The sequence below is a fragment of the Allocoleopsis franciscana PCC 7113 genome (assembly GCF_000317515.1).
Lineage (GTDB): Bacteria > Cyanobacteriota > Cyanobacteriia > Cyanobacteriales > Coleofasciculaceae > Allocoleopsis > Allocoleopsis franciscana.
In genome coordinates this window covers 2707377-2726625 of sequence record NC_019738.1, presented here as the reverse complement: position 1 = coordinate 2726625, position 19249 = coordinate 2707377, and the positions used below count along the sequence as shown (strand labels likewise).

General features: G+C 45.4%; 13 protein-coding genes. 5 read left to right on the top strand and 8 right to left on the bottom strand.

The window, feature by feature from the left end; genetic code table 11:
- Positions 1–91: 91 nt before the first annotated feature.
- Positions 92–1612: a class I adenylate-forming enzyme family protein gene (locus MIC7113_RS11465; protein WP_015182325.1), complete on the bottom strand. Its 1521-nt coding sequence runs from the start codon at positions 1610–1612 to the stop codon at positions 92–94.
- A gap of 336 nt (positions 1613–1948) precedes the next feature.
- On the bottom strand, positions 1949–2926 hold the full coding sequence (locus MIC7113_RS11460) for a chorismate transformation enzyme, FkbO/Hyg5 family (RefSeq protein ID WP_015182324.1): 978 nt from the start codon (positions 2924–2926) through the stop codon (positions 1949–1951).
- 796 nt (positions 2927–3722) lie between these two features.
- Here MIC7113_RS11460 and MIC7113_RS11455 point away from each other — a divergent pair.
- Positions 3723–5432 (top strand): potassium channel family protein, encoded by a 1710-nt coding sequence (locus tag MIC7113_RS11455; RefSeq protein WP_015182322.1) that lies wholly within the window; start codon positions 3723–3725, stop codon positions 5430–5432.
- A gap of 236 nt (positions 5433–5668) precedes the next feature.
- Here the strand turns inward: MIC7113_RS11455 and MIC7113_RS11450 are convergent, their stop codons facing one another.
- On the bottom strand, positions 5669–7270 hold the full coding sequence (locus MIC7113_RS11450; RefSeq protein WP_041780709.1) for an Hsp70 family protein: 1602 nt from the start codon (positions 7268–7270) through the stop codon (positions 5669–5671).
- Positions 7271–8041: 771 nt separating this feature from the next.
- On the opposite strand from MIC7113_RS11450, the gene MIC7113_RS34645 reads away from it, so the two are divergent.
- Entirely contained in the window at positions 8042–8221 is a 180-nt protein-coding gene (locus tag MIC7113_RS34645; protein ID WP_015182320.1) for a hypothetical protein, read from the top strand.
- 130 nt (positions 8222–8351) lie between these two features.
- Here MIC7113_RS34645 and rlmN read toward each other — a convergent pair whose 3' ends face one another.
- Both rlmN and MIC7113_RS11440 read right to left on the bottom strand, forming a co-directional pair.
- A complete protein-coding gene (gene rlmN, locus MIC7113_RS11445) occupies positions 8352–9503 on the bottom strand; it encodes a 23S rRNA (adenine(2503)-C(2))-methyltransferase RlmN (RefSeq protein ID WP_226883678.1) in 1152 nt (383 codons plus the stop codon).
- Positions 9504–9761: 258 nt separating this feature from the next.
- Positions 9762–10001, bottom strand: a complete 240-nt coding sequence (locus MIC7113_RS11440; RefSeq protein WP_015182318.1) for a hypothetical protein — start codon at positions 9999–10001, stop codon at positions 9762–9764.
- Between the two features lie 212 nt (positions 10002–10213).
- Between MIC7113_RS11440 and MIC7113_RS11435 the strand changes: the two genes are divergently transcribed.
- Together MIC7113_RS11435 and lgt are read left to right on the top strand one after the other, a co-directional pair.
- The gene (locus MIC7113_RS11435) at positions 10214–10882 is read left to right on the top strand and encodes a Fe2+-dependent dioxygenase (RefSeq protein WP_015182317.1); all 669 of its coding nucleotides are present in this window, start codon (positions 10214–10216) and stop codon (positions 10880–10882) included.
- A gap of 328 nt (positions 10883–11210) precedes the next feature.
- Positions 11211–12092 (top strand): prolipoprotein diacylglyceryl transferase, encoded by an 882-nt coding sequence (lgt, locus tag MIC7113_RS11430; protein WP_015182316.1) that lies wholly within the window; start codon positions 11211–11213, stop codon positions 12090–12092.
- Positions 12093–12374: 282 nt separating this feature from the next.
- On the opposite strand, the gene MIC7113_RS11425 is transcribed toward lgt, so the two are convergent.
- Together MIC7113_RS11425 and MIC7113_RS11420 are read right to left on the bottom strand one after the other, a co-directional pair.
- Positions 12375–13625, bottom strand: a complete 1251-nt coding sequence (locus tag MIC7113_RS11425; protein ID WP_015182315.1) for an HhoA/HhoB/HtrA family serine endopeptidase — start codon at positions 13623–13625, stop codon at positions 12375–12377.
- Between the two features lie 244 nt (positions 13626–13869).
- A complete protein-coding gene (locus MIC7113_RS11420; RefSeq protein WP_015182314.1) occupies positions 13870–14706 on the bottom strand; it encodes a prephenate/arogenate dehydrogenase in 837 nt (278 codons plus the stop codon).
- A 298-nt stretch (positions 14707–15004) separates the two neighbouring features.
- Here MIC7113_RS11420 and MIC7113_RS11415 point away from each other — a divergent pair, with 298 nt between their 5' ends.
- A complete protein-coding gene (locus tag MIC7113_RS11415) occupies positions 15005–16573 on the top strand; it encodes a pentapeptide repeat-containing protein (RefSeq protein WP_015182313.1) in 1569 nt (522 codons plus the stop codon).
- A 34-nt stretch (positions 16574–16607) separates the two neighbouring features.
- On the opposite strand, the gene MIC7113_RS11410 is transcribed toward MIC7113_RS11415, so the two are convergent.
- Positions 16608–19112 (bottom strand): CHAT domain-containing protein, encoded by a 2505-nt coding sequence (locus tag MIC7113_RS11410; protein WP_226883627.1) that lies wholly within the window; start codon positions 19110–19112, stop codon positions 16608–16610.
- Between the last annotated feature and the right edge of the window lie 137 nt (positions 19113–19249).

Genomic DNA, 19249 nt, shown 5'->3' with positions numbered 1-19249 from the left:
AAATTTTATCTTTGCCCACTCTTTTGGGTTTATTGCAACTCCGGCGTTATCCATTTCATAACGCCCTTGAATTCGGCACGATTGCCCTAAATTAAACCTTTTTCCGCAATACTTTACCCAAGGGATTTTTAGGCAGTTCTTGGCGGAACTCAATAAATTTCGGAACCTTAAAGTCGGCTAGCTTGTCTTTGCAGAATGCTATAATTTCCTGCTCTTTACATTCTTCATTGAGGACAATAACTGCCTTAATCAACTCTCCGCCTAAGGGTCCTTTTGTTCCAACAACAACCGCTTCCTGTACCTTCGGATAAGCGACCAGAATATCTTCGACCTCTAGCGGATCAACCTTGTGTCCGCCAGTATCAATAAAGATTTTCTTACGCCCAGTTAGATAAAGACGCCCTTGCTCATCTTTTTTGCCTAAGTCCCCTGTAAAAAAGTGACCATTTCGGAACGCCTCTTTATTCACTTCGGGCAAATTGTGATACCCAGTGGTCAGGGTTTCACTTTTGATTACAAACTCCCCAATTAAGCCAGGAGCTAATTCATTGCCATCGTCATCCATCACTATAATTTCTACATTCCTCATCGGCACACCGATGGAATCATAATGAAGGTCAGCCTCTGGCTCTAAATTGATCGCAACGGCCCCAGCTTCTGTACAACCATAAAGCTGTCTGAGCGGAATACCAAATCTGTGGAGGAATTTATCGGATGTATCCTTCGGTAAGAAATTGCCCGCTGAGATACATAATCTCAGTGTTGAGAAGTTGACTTGAGTCTGATAGGGAGTGGCTGCCAAAATGCTATAGATGTAGGGCACAGCGGGCAGAATCGTAATCTTCTCGGTTTCTATCAGGCTTAACACTCGTGGGCAGCGGAAAATAAATGGCATCTCAACAGGAACACCATTTTGCATGAATGGCTCTAAAATAACGAGGGTTGCGCCTGTAAAGGTAGCCGCTAACATGCATTCCCCAAACCCATAAGCGTGATACAGGGGTACGATGCATAAAATATTGTCAGACGCTGTTACGTTTAGAGTCGCTACACAATTGCTTCCCTGGTAGACGATGTTCTTTTGTGTTCTGGCTACTCTTTTGGGTCTGCCGGTGGAACCAGACGAGTACTGATAGATTACATCTCCTTCATAAGGAGTCATATTTTCAAACTCGTTGGTTTGGTTTTGGCTTAAGTCCTCAAATAAGACACGGGAAGACTCATCTTCATCAATGACAATTAACTCGATTTTCCGGTCAAATTGAGAGATAACTTTGTGGCAAAGTTCAGCCCGTACCTTATCTGTAATAATGACACTCGCTCCCGTGTCATTGATGTAGAAATTGATTTCGGCCTCTTTAAAAGCGGTGTTTAATGGCAGGGCGATCGCCTTCAACGTAGCAACTGCATAAAAGCTGATCACAAACTCCGGACAATTGGGCAAAATGATCGCAACACAGTCAGATTGCTTTACACCAATTGAGTGAAGCCCTTTACTTAATCCAAGGACTTTAGTGTAAAGCTCTTGATAGTTAATCCTCTGTTGATCGTAAACAATAGCCGTCTTTGTTGGGTACTGCTTTACGGCTTTAAGGAATGTTTGATGCAACATGGTAGTGCCTTACTGATTCGAGGTATTAGCAGTTTCCCTAAATTTCATTAGGGAAAGTTTCGGTTAATTTGAACCTAAGTGCTACGGCGTTGAGCGTTTGCTCTCAGTTAATCGTTGCTACAACAGTTAGACATATCTGTCTCACTCTGTATAGCGGTTTTCAGATGAATGAGGTACGCAGAGTTTCTTGAGAGCAAAGTTCTTGGTATTCAAGGTGTACCTTACCCAATCGAGAAACGCTATAGTACTTATCACCTGTTCTGTTATCTTTTATGCAAAATTCTTGGTGTTGGATGAATTTTTGATTGCAATATTTCTGTTAGGACTATTTACAGATTACCGTTCTGCAATGATGGCTTCGATTTCTAGGTCTAATTCAAAGCGACAGATGTCCGATCGCAGATAAAGAATGTGGTCATCTTCAGAAGCAAAAATACTTTGAGCAAAAAGGTTTTGGATGTATTCTGCATCTTCTAGATGTCTGATATAGACCTTAAATCTTCGGTCATATTTTGCCGGATCGGGCATGGTTCCGTGGAAACTCATCCGTTCATGGAGTAAACCCATCCGTTCAAACACCAAACTCATGTTGTCGAGGGTGGTATGGAATTGCTCACTGATATTTCTTAGAGTTACTGATTCGTGACTCTTAATACTTGCTGTTCCCGATAAATAACCGATGTGTTTTCCATCCTGCAAAACCACTGTACCCCGTGCAAAACTCGGTGATCGGGGACCATACTGCTTAGGATAGTTAAATGCCGGAACTTGTTCTGGATTTTCAATATTAGTCGCTCTTTCTTTGCCTGCGATGAAATAAAGAACAAGCTTATTGTCGTTAATTCCAACAGCTGAGGCGGCTGGCATCTTAAAATTGAATTCTTCGCCATAGAAGGCTTCAAAGGCTAAGGAACGACCTTTGCAAAAAGACCTGTAATTTTCTAAGCCGCAGAATTCTTCGTTAATGTAGGGAATATAGTTCCAAACACGGAATAAATTCCAATCTTTGGTTAACTCTAAAAAGTTAAGATAAATCTCATAGGCGGCTTGTTCTAAGGGAAAGTCTACTTCCTGAACCAAAGCCCCAACAAATCTATCTGCTGTCTCGATGATGTGAAATCCTAACTTTTGGTATATCTGCCCAGGCTGAGAAATTATGTACTCTGTATCTTGTGAACCCAAAACTGGCATTTTCAAGGATAGATCGATAGTATCCCCTGTGGCGATGCAATCGGTCTTATTCTGTCCAAACCGAGCGCGAAGGCTTTTCGTCTCTAGACCTACACTGGGTAGATTGGGCAGGGAAAGAGTCATGGTTTTGACCTCAAAAAAAATGGCAGATACACATTGGAGATATTTACAGGTTAGTTATTTATAAGTTGCGACTAATTGCAAATATCTCTAATTTTTTAGCAAATCACTTGAGCCGAACTGGGCAGATTCATGAGTTCGTTAATATTCCACTCAGTTAGAAATTCGTGTTGAATCTCCATCATCTGTTGACAACAAATAATGGCATATTCCCTTGACTTTGCATAGAGGATTTAACAAAATCTTTACCTAAACTACATGAATAAATGTTGCTCTATTCATGAATTCTGAGGAGAGCTACGGCAAAAAGCCCTTAAGCACTTAGAGATAAGGCTTTAGTTGCGTAAAGTTTATATAAAGTTAAATCGTTATTTACAATACACTGATTAAAAATTACTATTCTCCTAATAATACGCATCCTAAATAATACGCTTGAATATTTTTAACATAAAATACATATTTGCTTTGATTGAGATTGGCGGCAAGATGTTCAGTCTCTAACGGACGCATCGCATTCGCCACAAATGCAAAAACACAGTTAGCTGAAATCATTCACCCATAAGGGTTTAAGAAGGTGTTTCTTATCGCAGTAGAGAAATAAAGCCTTCAAAATCCCCCCTTGACTCTTTGAACATAAAGTGGTTTTGACCGCACCCTATGAGCTTTGAGCTTTCTATCCCCCCCTGCTCCCCTCATCTCACCAGTGGTGTTTTCAGCTACAGTACTCCCAGCCAACTTGAATAAAAATAAGGGCTTAACCATTACAAGGCAGCACTCCGTCTGTCAACAAAGCTGATTCATGAAACCCCGAATCATTGTTTGTGGCTTGGGTCGCACTGGATATAAAATTTTCGGTTTACTGAGGCAGCAGGGAGCGGCTGTGGTGGGCATTCATTACAAACCTCTGGTTGAAGAAGAAGAAGCCGAGGATGTTGTGATTGGAAACTTATCTTCAGCTTCTACCCTCCTAGCGGCTGGGATTCAAAAGGCTAACACATTAGTTCTGGCGAGTAACGATGATGCTTTAAATTTGGCAATTCTGACTCAGGCTAGAGTTCTCAATCCCCGAATTCGCATCATTAATCGCTTGTTTAATAGTGGTTTGGGCGATCGCCTCGATCAGACTCTCCCCAATCACGTGAGTCTAAGTGTTTCGGCCTTGGCAGCACCAGTCTTTGCCTTCGCCGCACTGGGAAATAAAGCGATCGGGCAACTGCGGCTATTTAATCAAACTTGGCCGATCTACGAAGAGGTAATTCATGAAAATCATCCCTGGCTAGGACGCCATTTGAGCGAACTGTGGGATGAGCGATCGCGGATGCTGATTTATTACCTTCCCGTAAACGGTCGAGTGGCATTGGTATCCGCTGTGATTGAGGGCAGGAAGTTACAAGTTGGCGATCGCTTAATTATCGGCACCCAACCGAATGTCCGTAACCGTCGCAACTCCTGGCTGCGAAAATTCCTCAAAGTCCTCACCAACTTACGTCAGTTTCAAAATCACGCTCAACCCATCTTGGTGGTGACGTTGACTCTATTTGTCATGATTTTTCTGGCGACACTCACCTATGTTTGCTTTGATACCAACATCTCGGCGGTCGATGCTCTCTATTTTTCGGTGGGCATGATTACCGGTGCGGGTGGTCAAGAACAGGTGGCAGAAAAAGCACCCGACAGCATTAAACTGTTTACCGTGGTGATGATGCTAGTAGGAGCCGGAGTCATAGGGATTTGCTATGCCCTGCTCAACGATTTTGTCTTAGGAACTCGGTTAAAGCAGTTTTGGGACGCGGCTAGGGTACCTGCACGCAATCACTACATTGTCTGTGGATTGGGGGGTGTTGGGGTTCAAATTGTCAACCACCTGCATTGTCATGGACATGAGGTCGTCGTGATCGAACACGACCTCAATAACCGTTTCCTCAACATTGTTCGTTCCCAAGGAATCCCCGTGATTCATGGAGATGCTAGTTTATCCGCAACGCTGACAGCGGCTAACATCCAGAAAGCTGAAGCACTCTTAGCTGTCACCAGTGATGATACCGCCAACTTACAAATTGCGCTCAGTGCCAAAAACCTTACTCCCAAATTATCGACGGTTGTGCGAAATCAAGACCCACATTTCTCTCAGATGGTACAGCAGGTTTTTGAATTTCAATCTGTGCTTTGTCCCGCCGAATTAGCGACTCCATCGTTTGCCGCCGCTGCTTTGGGAGGGAGAATTTTAGGCAACGGGATGACTCGCGATACCCTGTGGGTTGCCTTAGCTACCTTAATTACACCAAAACATCCTTTTTGTGGACGCCGTGTCAAAGAGATTGCGATCGATGCAGACTTTGTTCCTCTCTATATTGAAACCAATTGCCAAACCATTCATGCCTGGGATCTCTTGGAGACTTGCCTCAGTGCTGGTGATGTTCTTTACCTGACTATGCCTGCTTCCGGTTTAGATCAGTTGTGGCGTGTAGCTGCCACTCAGCTCATTGCCAACGTTGGAATGCCAACATGACGTAACCCTTCCCTATTTAGCGGGGGTGCGGGGGTGCGGGGGTGCGGAGGTGCGGAATTGAGCGCTTTTATCCTGTTCTCAAAAGATGTAATTTATAGCAGTCGCTATAGAAGTTGGGACAGCTTTAAGGGCTGAAACGACCACGTACTAAGAATAAATATAAGAGCCTTTTGCCTTTTGCCTACTCCTGCCCAGAACGCTGCGCGAACTGCCTTCTGCTATAAATGCACGTTAGCTTAACTCAACTGGGCGACGATTTGATTCTGTAATAAAGGTTGATCGGTCAGTAAATCTTCAACATTAATTCGGAGAGAACGGTCGGCATCCACCCAAAACTGAATTTTAATGCGATCGCGTCCTGGATTCCCCGCAGGAGTCAGTTGAGCGATGGTTCTCGCTCCATCGCGGTCGTTGAGGGGTTGCACGGTCGTTTGTCCGCCACCCATTTGACGAGTAATTAAGCGATCGCCATCAAAATACACTTCCGTCGCCCCCGTCTGCGCCCCCAACTCGCCCACAATTAGTTCAATGCTCGGTTGATTGTCTACCGATGCGCCCAAAAGCAGTTCCACAGGCTCACTCATCGGATAAGCTTGTCCGGCTTTGATAATCGAATGCCAGTTATGGCAATTATTACGCCTATCCCAATAACGAATGCCGTAACTGTGGTAAAGGAAATCCTGAATTTCGATGCCTTGGGCGAGCTGAAGTGCGCCTTGGGCGATCGCTTCAAAGGGTTTCTCGCAACGAATTTTACTCGCGTCGAAGTAATTCTTGACCCAATCTTGAACGGCGGGAATTTTAACCGTGCCACCAACTAAAAGAACTGCATCAATATCGGACACCTCGATCCCAGCCCGACGCCCTTGTTGCAATAACTGCGCCATCATATCATCCAGTATCTCAAAAAACTGGTGTTCTCTCAAGATGGTTTCAAAGGTCTGGCGATCGAGTTTGAGTTCGTAACTCTCGAAGGTTTCATCGTTGAAATAGACTTCCGTTGCCGATGGCTTCTCAGAAAGCTGGATTTTTAGGCGTTCGGCGAGTCGAGTCGTCAGGGGCGATTTCGTCAACCCTTGAGTTTCCGCAAAGTAATCCACCAGCCAGTTATCAATATCCGAGCCACCCAAGTTTTGCCCCGCTTTGGAGAGAACACGGGCTATTTTCACCTTCTGTCCCGAACTTTCTCCCAACAGCTTCTCACCCCACTTGAGAATAAAACCTAAGGGCTTTTTACCCACTTGAGCGTCTTGATTGAGTTGCACCAGAGATAAATCTAAAGTGCCACCACCAAAGTCAACCACGAGCAGGGTTTGCCCATCGGCAATGCCATAGCCCAAAGCCGCCGCCGTGGGTTCATCTAAGATGCGGACTTGCTCTACTGGCAAGGATTGGCAAACACCACTCAACCAATGGCGATAGGCTTCAAAGCTATCCACCGGCACGGTGAGAATTAAGGAGTCAAGGGTACTGTTCTGAGTGGATTTGAGTTGTTCAATAATCTGAGTGAGGAACCACTGCCCAACTTGCTCAAATCGGACAACCTGCTCATCCAATTCAGGCAAGAAGCCTTGAATGTCGGCACCAATTCCCCGTTTAAAGCTGCGAAAGAAGCGGGGGTCATTGGTGAGGTCGAGTCCCTTGTCGCGTACTTCTCGCCCAACCAAGACCTTACCCTGCCTTGCATCTTCTATATAGAGCAAACTGGGGATTAATGGAGGATTGTCCGCTAATTTCAGCGACAATCCTGGTAGGTTGAGGGTTTCCGGTTGCTGGGTTGCGGCATTCCAGCGCGTGACTACTGTGTTGCTTGTGCCAAAATCAATTGCAATCGCCATTTGTGTTGTAGCAGACAGCTCGTGACATCGTGTAATTAGCTTTGCTGGTGCCCCTTGGGCAATCGCCTTTCCAATAGGTTCGGTCGAGGATAATCCCAAAAGCATGGAATGGGAGCATCATCCAGTTTAATCGAAAAAATCTATAAGACTTTCAATAAAGAAAGAAGAGGGATGTGGGCGTAGGAGGGGTGCCTCCTCATCCTCATCGGCAGCCTCCGGTCATCTCTGGCTACTCGCCCCGCAAGAGGCATTGCTAACGAGACGGTATGAGAAAGTTTGCTTGCCTTTAATGTAGTGATTTTTACAATATTAAAGTTGTATTCTTGCTAAGCCCATGCGTTAATCTAACTATCGATAGAACCCAAACCTTAATTAAACCTTAAGAATAGAAATATGAGATGAGTAATTTAATAACCTATGGTTGTTTTTGCCTGTAAAAGCGTTTTTTTAAGGAAGGTGAACAAGTCTGTCTCTATCGGTCGGTTTTCCAGCAAAAAACCCGTGGATCAATACCAAACCCACAAATTCTCCTTGGGGATCGCGGCAATTGAGAGACGGGGTTAATGGAAAGATTAGAGCCTTTTGATAAATTTTCCTTGTCAAGAGGTATAAATACTGACATAATAATTAAAAGAACCAGAAGGATACATTTTTGATTTTCTTCCCTGGATTAAGCCGTTAAATTTAGTTACAGTTTTTCAAGAAACTTAATCTATAAGCTGTAAATTTTTTGGATTTTTTTATAACTCTCTGAAAAACCAAGGTTGCAAAATGAAGATAACACAAAAAGTTCGTTGCCCTAATTGTGGCAGTCATGCAGAAAGGCTTTTTTTCCAAACCACTCACATTACCCAAACTCAATGCCCTGCCTGTGACTACTTGATGATTAACTGTTCTCGCACGGGGCGCGTCGTTGAGGCTTACGCTCCTGGAATTTATGCTCATCGCTAGAGGTGGATAAGCATGGAATCTTGAGTTGGTAATATCAACAAATTAAGGAAAAAAGAAAGGGGAACAGTATTAGTATTGTTCCCCTTAAAAATAGATTCTCTCTGAGTCCTCCCCTCGCTTAAGGGAGAAATTACAGAGGTTGAGGAATTTTGGAAGCACGTAATTGTCCGCAGGCGGCATCTTTTTCCAGTCCACGAGAACGGCGCACACTAACTGCAATATGATGCTTTTCTAGTGCCTCGACAAAGGCTTGAATTCTTCGAGGTGTCGGACGCTGGTAATCGACTTCAGTAATAGGATTGTAGGGAATTAGATTAACGTGACTCTGGAACCCTCGTAGATGTTTTGCTAACTCAATGGCGTGTTCTGGGAGGTCATTAAGTTCAGAAAGCAAGATGTATTCAAACGTTACCCGACGACCGGTCAATTGTACGTATTCCCGGCACTCTTCTAACAGAGTGTCTAAGGGATAGCGCTTTGCTGTGGGGATGAGTTGCTCTCGCAATGCCTGGTTTGAGGCATGGAGACTGATGGCTAAGGTAATTTGTAGATGATGTTCGGCAAGTTGGCGAATTCGTCCGGGAACGCCGACGGTGGAAAGGGTTAGCGATCGCATTCCAATTCCTACATCTTGATTAATCGACTTCACCGCACCCAAAACTTCCTCTAGATTCAGCAATGGTTCTCCCATTCCCATGAACACCACATTGCTGACACGTTGTCCAAAGTCTTCCTGAACGGTTAAGACTTGATCGACAATTTCATGGCGTTTCAGATTGCGGCTAAATCCCCCTTTGCCAGTGGCACAGAAGTCACATGCCATGGGACAACCGACTTGGGAGGAAACGCAAACCGTAAGACGTTCTTTGGTTTTGGAATTTGAGTTTTGAGATTTTGGATTAGGGGAAAAGTCATCATCCCATCCATCCCAAGCTTCCTCTCCTCCTCTGGCAAAGGTGGGAATCCCGACGGTTTCGATAATGTGACCATCGGCTAGTCGCAGCAGATATTTTACAGTACCATCGGGGGATTGTGAGCGATAGTGTAATGTAGAGCGACCAATGGGAACATCAGCAACAACTTCCCGCCACTGCTTAGAAAAAACAGAAATTTCTGTGAGCGATCGCGCCCCTTTTTGATAAATCCACTGGTGCAGTTGACGCCCTCGATAAGCGGGTTGTCCCTGTTGTTGCACCCATTCGGTTAACTCGGCTAACGAAGCGCCCAAAAGTGGAGGAATTGAGGTTACTTGTAACGGAATGGATGTATCTACCTCAGTCAGGCTTGAGGGATTTTGAGTAGTGCTGCTGTTTTGAGAAGGAATTTGAGAAAGACGGGGCGTCACGGTTATAAGGGATGATGAATTGCTCTTGGATCTCTATGGTAGAACTTCACCCTTATGACTAGCTGGTTACAAATTTCTGGATTGCCTTAAAGTATTGCGATCGCGCCTAGACTTGCCACGAACTGATATGGGAGCGCATGTACATAGGTGGACAATAATTTACAATGCCCACCTAGTGTTCATACCAGCAGGAGGTCAGTTGCCTTCACCGCCTTCGCCACCTTCACCACCTTCACCCCCTTCATTGCTTTTATCCTCTTGAGCGCCTTCGCCACCTTCGCCGCCTTCACCCTCTTCAGGCTCTTGCATCTCTTGATTGGGCTGATTTTGTGGGGCAGTTTTCTCAGCATCACCACCTGGGTTACCCGCGTTACATGCACCGATGGTAGCTGCTAAGCTTAGCGTCACAAATAATTCAATGGTCTTTGAACGCATTTTAACACTCCTAAACAGATAGTCTTGAATCTTTAAGTTTTAGCTAATAGACTTTAAAATATAACATGGTTTGTACCAAGTTTAATTAATTATAATCACTTCAAAATCAATCATTAAAAAACAAAAGCATACAGAATTATCCCCTAAAATCCTATTTTTAAAATAAAAAAAATGATAGGATTAATAGCTTTTTATCCAAGTTTTCAGTTTGCATGATATTCTCTATTGACAATATTCTTAGTCCAGAAGAACTGCGATTTATAGTTAACAGTCTGGAGAAAGCTGATTTTGTAGATGGCAAAACGACAGCAGGCTGGCACGCCAAATTTGTTAAAAACAATATGCAACTCCAGCGTGAGGCAACTTATGCCAAAGATCTGCGAGAACTGGTAGAGACGGCTCTCCGGCGCAATGCCTTATTTCAGAGTGCAATCCAGCCTAAAAGTATACACTCGGTGCTGTTTAGCCGCTATGAAACGGGCATGTCCTATGGTAGACACGTTGATAATGCCCTGATGGGCAATCAAGAGTTTTTACGATCGGATGTGTCTTTCACTCTATTCCTCAGTTCACCCTCTACCTATGAAGGCGGTGAGTTAATCATTGAATACAGCGATGGCGATCGCGCTTACAAACTTGAAGCGGGTTCGATGATTGTTTACCCTTCCTCAACCCTGCATCAGGTAGAGACTGTGACTGAAGGCGTAAGGTTAGCGGCTGTCGGCTGGGTTCAGAGCTTAGTTCGCGATGCAAATGAGCGGGAAATTTTGTTTGATTTGGATACAGCTCGTCGGTCAATTTTTGCTAAAGAAGGTAAGACTATTGAGTTTGATTTAATTTCAAAAAGCTATGCGAATTTGCTGCGAAAATGGGCTGAATGAAATCTCAAAGAATTTGGTTATGTGATAGTATTTCATGCTTTTTTCTCAATGGGAATCGCGTATTCTCTAATCAATTTGATACAATCGCTCTCATTAACCCGTTTCAACGGGTTTTAGCTTTGAGCCTGAAATTTATTTCGAGGCTCGATCTCTAGGCGATCAAGATTAAACTCATGTCCTTAGAGCGCGATCTGCGCTAGGCTAACGCCTCGTTTCGCGATCGCATCCCACCTCACACTAGTACTCGGCAACCTAAAATTGAACAGAAGCTTCATCCAGAGTCTGTGACTCCATCCGCAAGCTTCAATCGCCCCTTACCGAAAACTCAATGCTACAAGCCATGTCCCCTCTGACTCTGGCATTTCAATTTGCTTCTCCAGGCCCGATTTTGGTTCAACTCGGACCGATCGCCATTCGCTGGTACGGTTTGTTAATTGCTTCAGCCGTATTAATCGGAGTCACCTTGTCCCAATACTTGGCAAAGCGCCGTAACGTTGACCCAAACTTGGTAGGCGACTTGGCAATCTGGCTGGTGATTGCAGCAATTCCCTGTGCCCGACTCTACTACGTCCTGTTTGAATGGGAACAATATGCCCCAAATCCGCTCCAAGCTTTTGCGATTTGGAAAGGCGGAATTGCTATTCATGGTGCCATTTTAGGCGGTATTGTAGCGGCGATTATTTTTGCCCGTATCCAAAAAATCTCTGTCTGGCTATTAGCTGACTTAGTCGTCCCTTCTCTTATTTTGGGTCAGGCGATCGGGCGTTGGGGTAACTTCTTTAATTCCGAAGCCTTTGGGCGTCCTACCGATTTACCCTGGAAACTGTATATTCCTCCCCAGCAGCGCCCCTTAGAGTTCATTAATTATGACTTTTTCCATCCTACTTTTCTCTACGAATCCCTTTGGAACTTAATGGTTTTTGCCATACTCATGACGCTGTTCTTTCGGGATTTAAACCGCAAACCCCATCTAAAAGTGGGCACCTTAGCTCTGGTTTACATGGTGGCTTATAGTCTCGGTCGATTCTGGATTGAGGGACTGCGGACGGATAGCTTGATGATTGGCCCCCTACGCATGGCTCAAATCATCAGTTTAGTAGAGATCACTCTTGGTCTGCTCGGTCTAGTATGGCTATATCTCAGGCGTCGTTCCCTGCCGGATGTTGTCTCCGTTGACAATCGACAGTGGGATACTCGCTCTGATGTTTAGGTGAAACCCTTTACTCAAGGAAGTCATTGTCCCTAACGTGCGATCGCTGTCGCTATGCGTTCAGTCCTACATATTAACCGATACTCTCTCGGTACAAAATGATACTGACTTATCGCCTTTCAGCCATCCCACCCAAGCAAAAAAAAAGCCCTAGAGTTAAACTCTAGAGCTGAACCAGGGTGCATCTACCATTCCTTTATTTCTAAGTACAAAGGGTGTATCCGGAACAATCTGGAAAATTACGAATTTCCTGGATCCTTTCTCCATCCTCGCATCCCGCCATTATTCCCTCTGAGCCTGCTGAATCGGAAGGGCACCAGGCTTCACCGCTACATTCATCTCTGTTTGATTGCGGCGCAACTCGAATTGTAAGTTGCTGCCAACCTGAGAATCTTCCACAGCTTTTTGGATATCCTCAGCGTTTTTCACGGGTTGACTGTTGACTTTGTGAATCACATCCCCAGCACGGAGTCCAGCTTGTGCCGCTGGGGAATTGGGCATCACTTTGGCAATGAGTATGCCATTGTCTTCATCTACCCTAAGACCTGCCTGAGGATTGCTATTAATGTTTTGTCTTAACTCTGGCGTTAATGTCACCATCTGGATGCCGAGGTAGGCATGTTGAACCTGGCCTGTCGCAATTAATTGCTGAGCAATCCGTTTAGCGGTATTGATCGGAATGGCAAAGCCTAAACCTTGGGCACCTTGGATAATGGCTGTATTCATGCCAATCACTTGACCAGAGGCATTTAACAGAGGCCCTCCAGAATTGCCGGGATTAATCGCGGCATCCGTTTGGATAAAGTTAACGCGCTTATCGGGGACACCGACTTGAGAACTTGAACGCCCTGTGGCACTAATGATACCTGTGGTGACCGTATTATCTAAACCGAGGGGATTACCGATCGCAATTGCCCATTCCCCTGGTTTGAGTTGCTCGGAATTACCGAGGGTAACGGCGGGGAGATTGTTCCCTTGAATTTTCACGACTGCAACATCCGTTACGGGGTCGGTGCCAACCACTTTACCCACAAAGCTGCGACCATCTTTGAGAGTCACATTTACTTTATCGGCACCGTCTACAACGTGAGCATTTGTCATAATCTCACCATTGCTGTTGAGCATAAAGCCTGACCCTGTACCGCGTTCAACACGCTGTTGTGGCTCTGAGGGCAGATCAGCTCCAAAAAAATCGCGAAACAATGGGTTATTAAAGACTTCGGGAATTCGAGATGTGACGGTTCGAGAGGAATCAATCCGCACCACCGCAGGCCCCACATTCTCGACGACCTGGGTAATAAAGTTTGTGTCTTGAATCGGTAAAGGTGTGCTAGGGGGAATGGTTCCTGCTACAGCTTTACTAGAAATTGGAGAATTAGGTGTAGCCGCAGAGAGCAAGTGACCCGACAAAAAATAATTTCCGGATAAAGTAGCACCCGCGCCCAGCAACACCAGTGATAAATAACTCGCGGCCTTTTTTAAAGAAAAAGAGGCAGAATCATAAGATTTAGAAGTTTGGTGATCGAGTACCATGGGATTCTCTTCAAGAAATCGTTTGTGGTGGATGACGTGGCTCTAATGGATACCGAATGGTGGCTGTTTACTGCCATGCTCATAGAGCAAACCGAGAGTACTTTGACGAGACGCTCTAACGTTGACATTTACCACTTTAAAGAGTGTGTATGACATTCTTGTGACAACCAGATGACGCCACCATGAAACAATTCCAATTTCTTTTTGTTCCCCAATAATCAGCAACCCATCCCTACTTTAAACGTTAAAGAAACTGCGGACGCTGTATATGATTTTCTTTGAGTTTTTTCTCTAAAGTTTGCCAATCTTCCTGCTCGATCAGCTCAATAAATTGGTCGAGGCTGTGGCGATATGAAGTGAGCGATCGCAACAATGACTCTCGATTATACTGCGCCATCATCATCCCCAGCTCTGGGTTGCCGCCTCCAACGCGGCTGGTATCCCGAAAGCCAGAACTGGCTAGGTTTTGAGCTAACTCTAAAACGGTTGAATCAGGTTCATTCATACAGCTATCGATCAAGCTGGCGCTAACCATCACAGGTAGGTGAGAAATCGACGCCACAGCGCGATCATGGTCTTCAGGACGGCAGAAATAGACTCGTGAAGTGAGCGATCGCACAATCTCCTCTACCCGCTTCACCGCTGTTACGGGTGTTGTATCAATCGGTGTGAGGACGTAGGGATTATCCGCAAATAGCCCTAAGACAGCCGCTTCTATGCCATTGTCTGTTGTACCTGCCATGGGGTGTCCACCGACGAAGTTGTGCCATACAGAAGCAACCTCGTCAACCACTGCGGCCTTCACCGAACCCACATCAGTGACTACGGTATCAGGGGAGAGATGGGGAATTAACTGTTGTACAGTGGGTGCGATCGCGGCAATGGGGGTGCAAATAAACACAACATCTGCTGCCGCCAAAAGCGTTAAATTCAGACTGGCGTCATCTACAACACCACGATCAATCGCCCGTTGGCACGTTTGCTCTTGGCGAGAAACGCCTAAGACTTGGTGACCCAGTGATCTCAAGTCTAAGCCCAATGAGCCACCAATCAGTCCTAGCCCTACAATCCCAATGTTCATTGTCTTGTTTCATCCCATGTGAACTACCGCATCTCATTTTGCACTGATGTTTGACACAAGATTTGGGATTGATAAATTTTACCTTTGCTGTGAGGTGGACTTTCCGGCGATATAGTTAAATTAAGATTTGTATGCGGAGCCTGAAGGCGACTAGACCTTCGCTGTTTTGGTCGATGCTAGGATTGGTCGCTATCATTGACCCACTAACTCAATTTTGGGATCGACAAGGAAATCAAATGCTATCGGGTAGCGCTTAGTCCACAACTTATTCACTTGCCGTCAGTCCAAAGTAGCTTTAATGAATGTCAGGGAAATTCTCAAAAAATATGCAGCGGGAGATAGAGACTTTTCCGGTCTTAACCTTGCTGAAGTCAACCTAAGTGCTGCTAATCTTAGCGGTGCTAATTTGAGTGAAGTGAATTTAAGTGTGGCTAACTTGAGTGGTGCTAATTTGAGTGGGGCTAACTTGAGCCGAGCTAAACTCAATGTCGCCAGACTCAGTGGCGCTAATATCTCGAAAGCCAACTTAATCCAGGCCAGCCTCAACGTTACCAATTTAATTAGAGCCGATTTGAGAAGAGCCAACCTAACACAGGCCGCACTGATTCGTGCTGAACTAATTCGTGCTGAACTGTCTGGGGCAACGCTCAAAGAAGCGAATCTGAGTGGGGCCGATCTGCGAGAGGCAGCCCTTAGACAAGCTATACTCAGCCGCGCTACTTTAAGTGAAGCGAACCTCCGGGGTGCCTTCCTGACTGCCAGCATTTTGGAAGGGACGAATTTAAACAAAGCTGACTTAAACCGTGCCGATCTCAGCGATAGCAACATCAGGGAGGCTGATCTGAGGCAAGCGAATCTGAGTTTTGCCAATCTCAGTGGTGCTGACTTGAGTCGAGCTAATCTCCGTTGGGCTGACCTGAGTGGAGCCGATCTGCGCTGGGCTAATCTGAGCGATGCCAAATTAAGCGGAGCCAACTTAATGGGGGCTGACTTAAGTCATGCTAATTTACATAATGCCAGCTTAGTTCACGCCGATCTTACCCAGGCTTCTCTGATTAAGGTGGATTGGATTGGGGCTGACTTGAGTGGTGCTACCATGACCGGGGCTAAACTGTATGCTGTTTCTCGGTTTGGGTTGAAAACAACCGGGATCACTTGTGAGTGGGTTGACTTGAGTCCAGAAGGCGATCGCAGCGAGATTTTTTATCTCTCTAGCGAGGGGTTGCAAAAGTTTTTTAACGCCACTCAGCCGACTGTACAGATTACCATTGATGCGCCTTTAGATCTGAACGCCAATTTAGCGTTGGCATCTAGTTACTATCAAATTGCTCATATTTACCCCGTTATTTGTAAAGCCCCTAGTTTGGAAATTGGTGCTAGAAAAACGACAATAACATTCACGATTGACTCTAATCTAGATCTATTCACCTTAGCTTACTTTGCGATTCTTCCCTTCAAAGATTCAGGGATAACGCATCAAAATATTCTCGCCATCATCAATACTCTCCAATCACAAGAAATACAAAATGTGGGGAGCAAAGAGCAAATGCAAATTAGGCAATTAATCATTAACCTCCATCAAGCGATTGATAGAATTAATGCGACTGAACCATCTAATTTAGCGCCTAAACTCATAGAGCCAGTTGACTTTTTTCAAGCTCCCACCCATACCGTTATTACTAACTCTAGCGATCAGAAGTTGGCTCTGTATTACCATCCTGCTTTTGGCAAATCGTGGATGAATCAATCTAACTTAGGTGGTCGTTCTAAAAACAAATCCCTGCAAACACCGGAAGCGACTCTGCCGTCAGTGAATGAGGTGATGGAATTTATTACTGGCTTTGATTATGTCAGGCAATCTCCATAAATCAATGTTCCTGATTACTATCACTATCTGCCACTCAATCGGCCTCACCCACTAATGTAAAAGCCGCCCAATTATAGGGATTTGGTTGTTGTTTCATTGTTGTCAGCATCGCTTGACGCAACGCTTGGGCTTTGTCAGGATTTTGCTTGAGATTGCGATAAAATTCGGTCATCAATAGCGCCGTTGGTGCATCAGGAACCGACCAAAGGGAAACAATCACACTTGGAGTCCCAGCACTAATCAGAGAACGAGATAGCCCGATCACACCATCACCTGTGATTTTTCCTCGACCCGTGTTGCAAGCACTTAGAACAACTAAGTCTGCATTAAGTTTTAAATTGAGGATTTCTCCCGCAGTAAGGAATCCTTCATCACCTTGGGAAGGAGCAAGGGCGAGCGCACCGGGTACGCCCAGTTTCTTGATATCATCCAGTAGACCGTGAGTCGCGAAATGCATCAGTCGCGCTTGCGTCATTTGCTTGACGATACTTACTTTGGTTGCTTGTTCACCCGTGATGGCTTGGGTATTCAAAAGCTGAGCAATTTCTATAGCTTCCTTTTCAGCAGCAGGTAACGGTTCGAGTTCGGCAGGCATTTTAGGATTGCCCACGATTAGGGCATTCTCTCCTTGCAGTTGTTCCGTATTTTGTGACGCTTGGTTTTTTCGTTGTTGGTGGGTTAGTTCCAGAACTTGAATGGCTGGTGCAGTCAAGATGGTATGTTTTTCAATCAGATATTGACCGGAGGCATCTTGGAGTGCTGGAAAAGGCAATAAAAATAGAGTTTCGTGGGGGATGAAAACCACACGTTCGGTGGGGTCTTTGGGTAAAAATTCGGCAATCGGTTGAATGAGAAGTTGATAAAGTTGCTTTCTCACCGATTCGCTACGTTGGGCGTAAGGGCCTGCTAAATTCCGGCTGGCGCGAATCAGGTCTTCTAAGGAAGTTGCCTCTTTGTCGCTTGCCTGACCTGGCACTGGCTGAAGGTTTTTCAGGTCAACTTCACGAAAGGCGACTTGGCCGGTCGGTTGGACAACCCAGATGAAGAGTTTTGCAGAAGGTCCTCGAAGTTTACCTTGAAATTTGAAATCATCATCGGGGATGATGGCATACTCAACCAGTGTGGCTTTTTGAGTTTTAGCTATTTGTTGAATTTGTTGGATAGTAGGGGGTTGTGCCTTGGTTTTATAGTTTTGGGCAGCTTGCGGAGATAACCGTTGACCGAGTAATTCGACAAAAGCACGCGCCCTCCCTCTCTCGGAAATTTCTAAAGCCGCTTCGGGTTTTTTCGCCGCGATCAGGATTTGTTTGAGTAGGTTGTAGGAGAATACTTGGGTGTCAAAAATGGACACGTTATCCGCATCCGTCAAGCCCGGTCGGAGGGATTCAAAGGCGGTTAAGGCTTGTCTGAGTTGTTTTTCGGCTTCTGGGAGATTGTTGGCGCTAAACAGGGCATGACCCAAGTTATTAAACGCCATGGCTTCGAGTTGGCGATCGCCTATTGTTTGGGCGATTTTCAAAGTCTGCTGTTGATGTGCGATCGCTTTGGGGAAGTCGCGTTGGTCTTCATAGGTTAGCCCTAAACCTCCCAATGTCCTGGCTTCGAGTTGGCGATCGCCGATTGCCCGTGCCAGAGTCAAACTCTGATTGTAGTAATCAATGGCTTTCGCGGTGTCACCCTTGACTTGGGAAGCAATTCCTAGATTGTTGAGAGTATTCGCTTGTCCTGCCTTGTCGTCAACAGCTTGTGCGATCGCTAAACTTTTCTGATATGTTTTAATCGCTTCGTCGTACTTGCCTTGGTTGGCGTAAATTGCCCCTAGATTTCCGAAAGCTGCCCCTTCTCCAACACGGTCTTTGACTTCCTGGGCAATGGTTAAACTCTGTTGATAGGATGCAATGGCTTTGTCATAATTGCCTAAGCCTTCATAAGCATTGCCTAAATTTCCGAGAATTTGTCCCTCACCTTGGCGGTTTTTAAGCTGTTGCATTAGCGTCAAGGCTTGCTGATGGGAAGCGATCGCTTTTTCGTAGTCACCCAAACCTTTGTAAGCAATGCCCAGATTGCCTAGAGCTCGCGCTTCACCGTTGCGATCGCCTAAGGCTTGGGTAATGGGTATCAAGGGTTGCAAGGATGCGATCGCTTGTTTGTAGTTTCCCGTTGCTAGGTAGGCTGCACCCAAGTTTCCGAGTGCTGTTGCTTCACCTTGACGTTCTTTGAGTTGCTGGTAAATTTTCAGCGCCTGTTGCCAAGATTGAATTGCTGTGTCCAGTTTACCTTGCTGATATTGGGTAATGCCTTGCTGGATGAGTTGGTCGGCTGATGTCTTGCCACTATCTTGGGATAGTGCCAAGGTTCGTGCTGTGGGAAATGATGATAGGAATAAACCCATTAAGGATGGCGAAATAGTGGCAAGGAGAGTAATGAGTACTGTTAGAGCAATTTTTTGAGGTTGCATAGCTGTCAATAGAGTAGATGGTGAGAAAGCTTCAGGTAATTCATCATCAGGTGATACTAATTGGGTTTGAGTTTGGCACATATTCTCTCTTGCTCCCCCCTTCATAAGGGGGGCAGGGGGGGTGAAACGTGTCACTCTTATACCCAATTGGTATGAGGGGAATTCATTCGGTAAACTCACCTCTTGCACTACCCCCCTAATTCCTCCTTCGTAAGTGG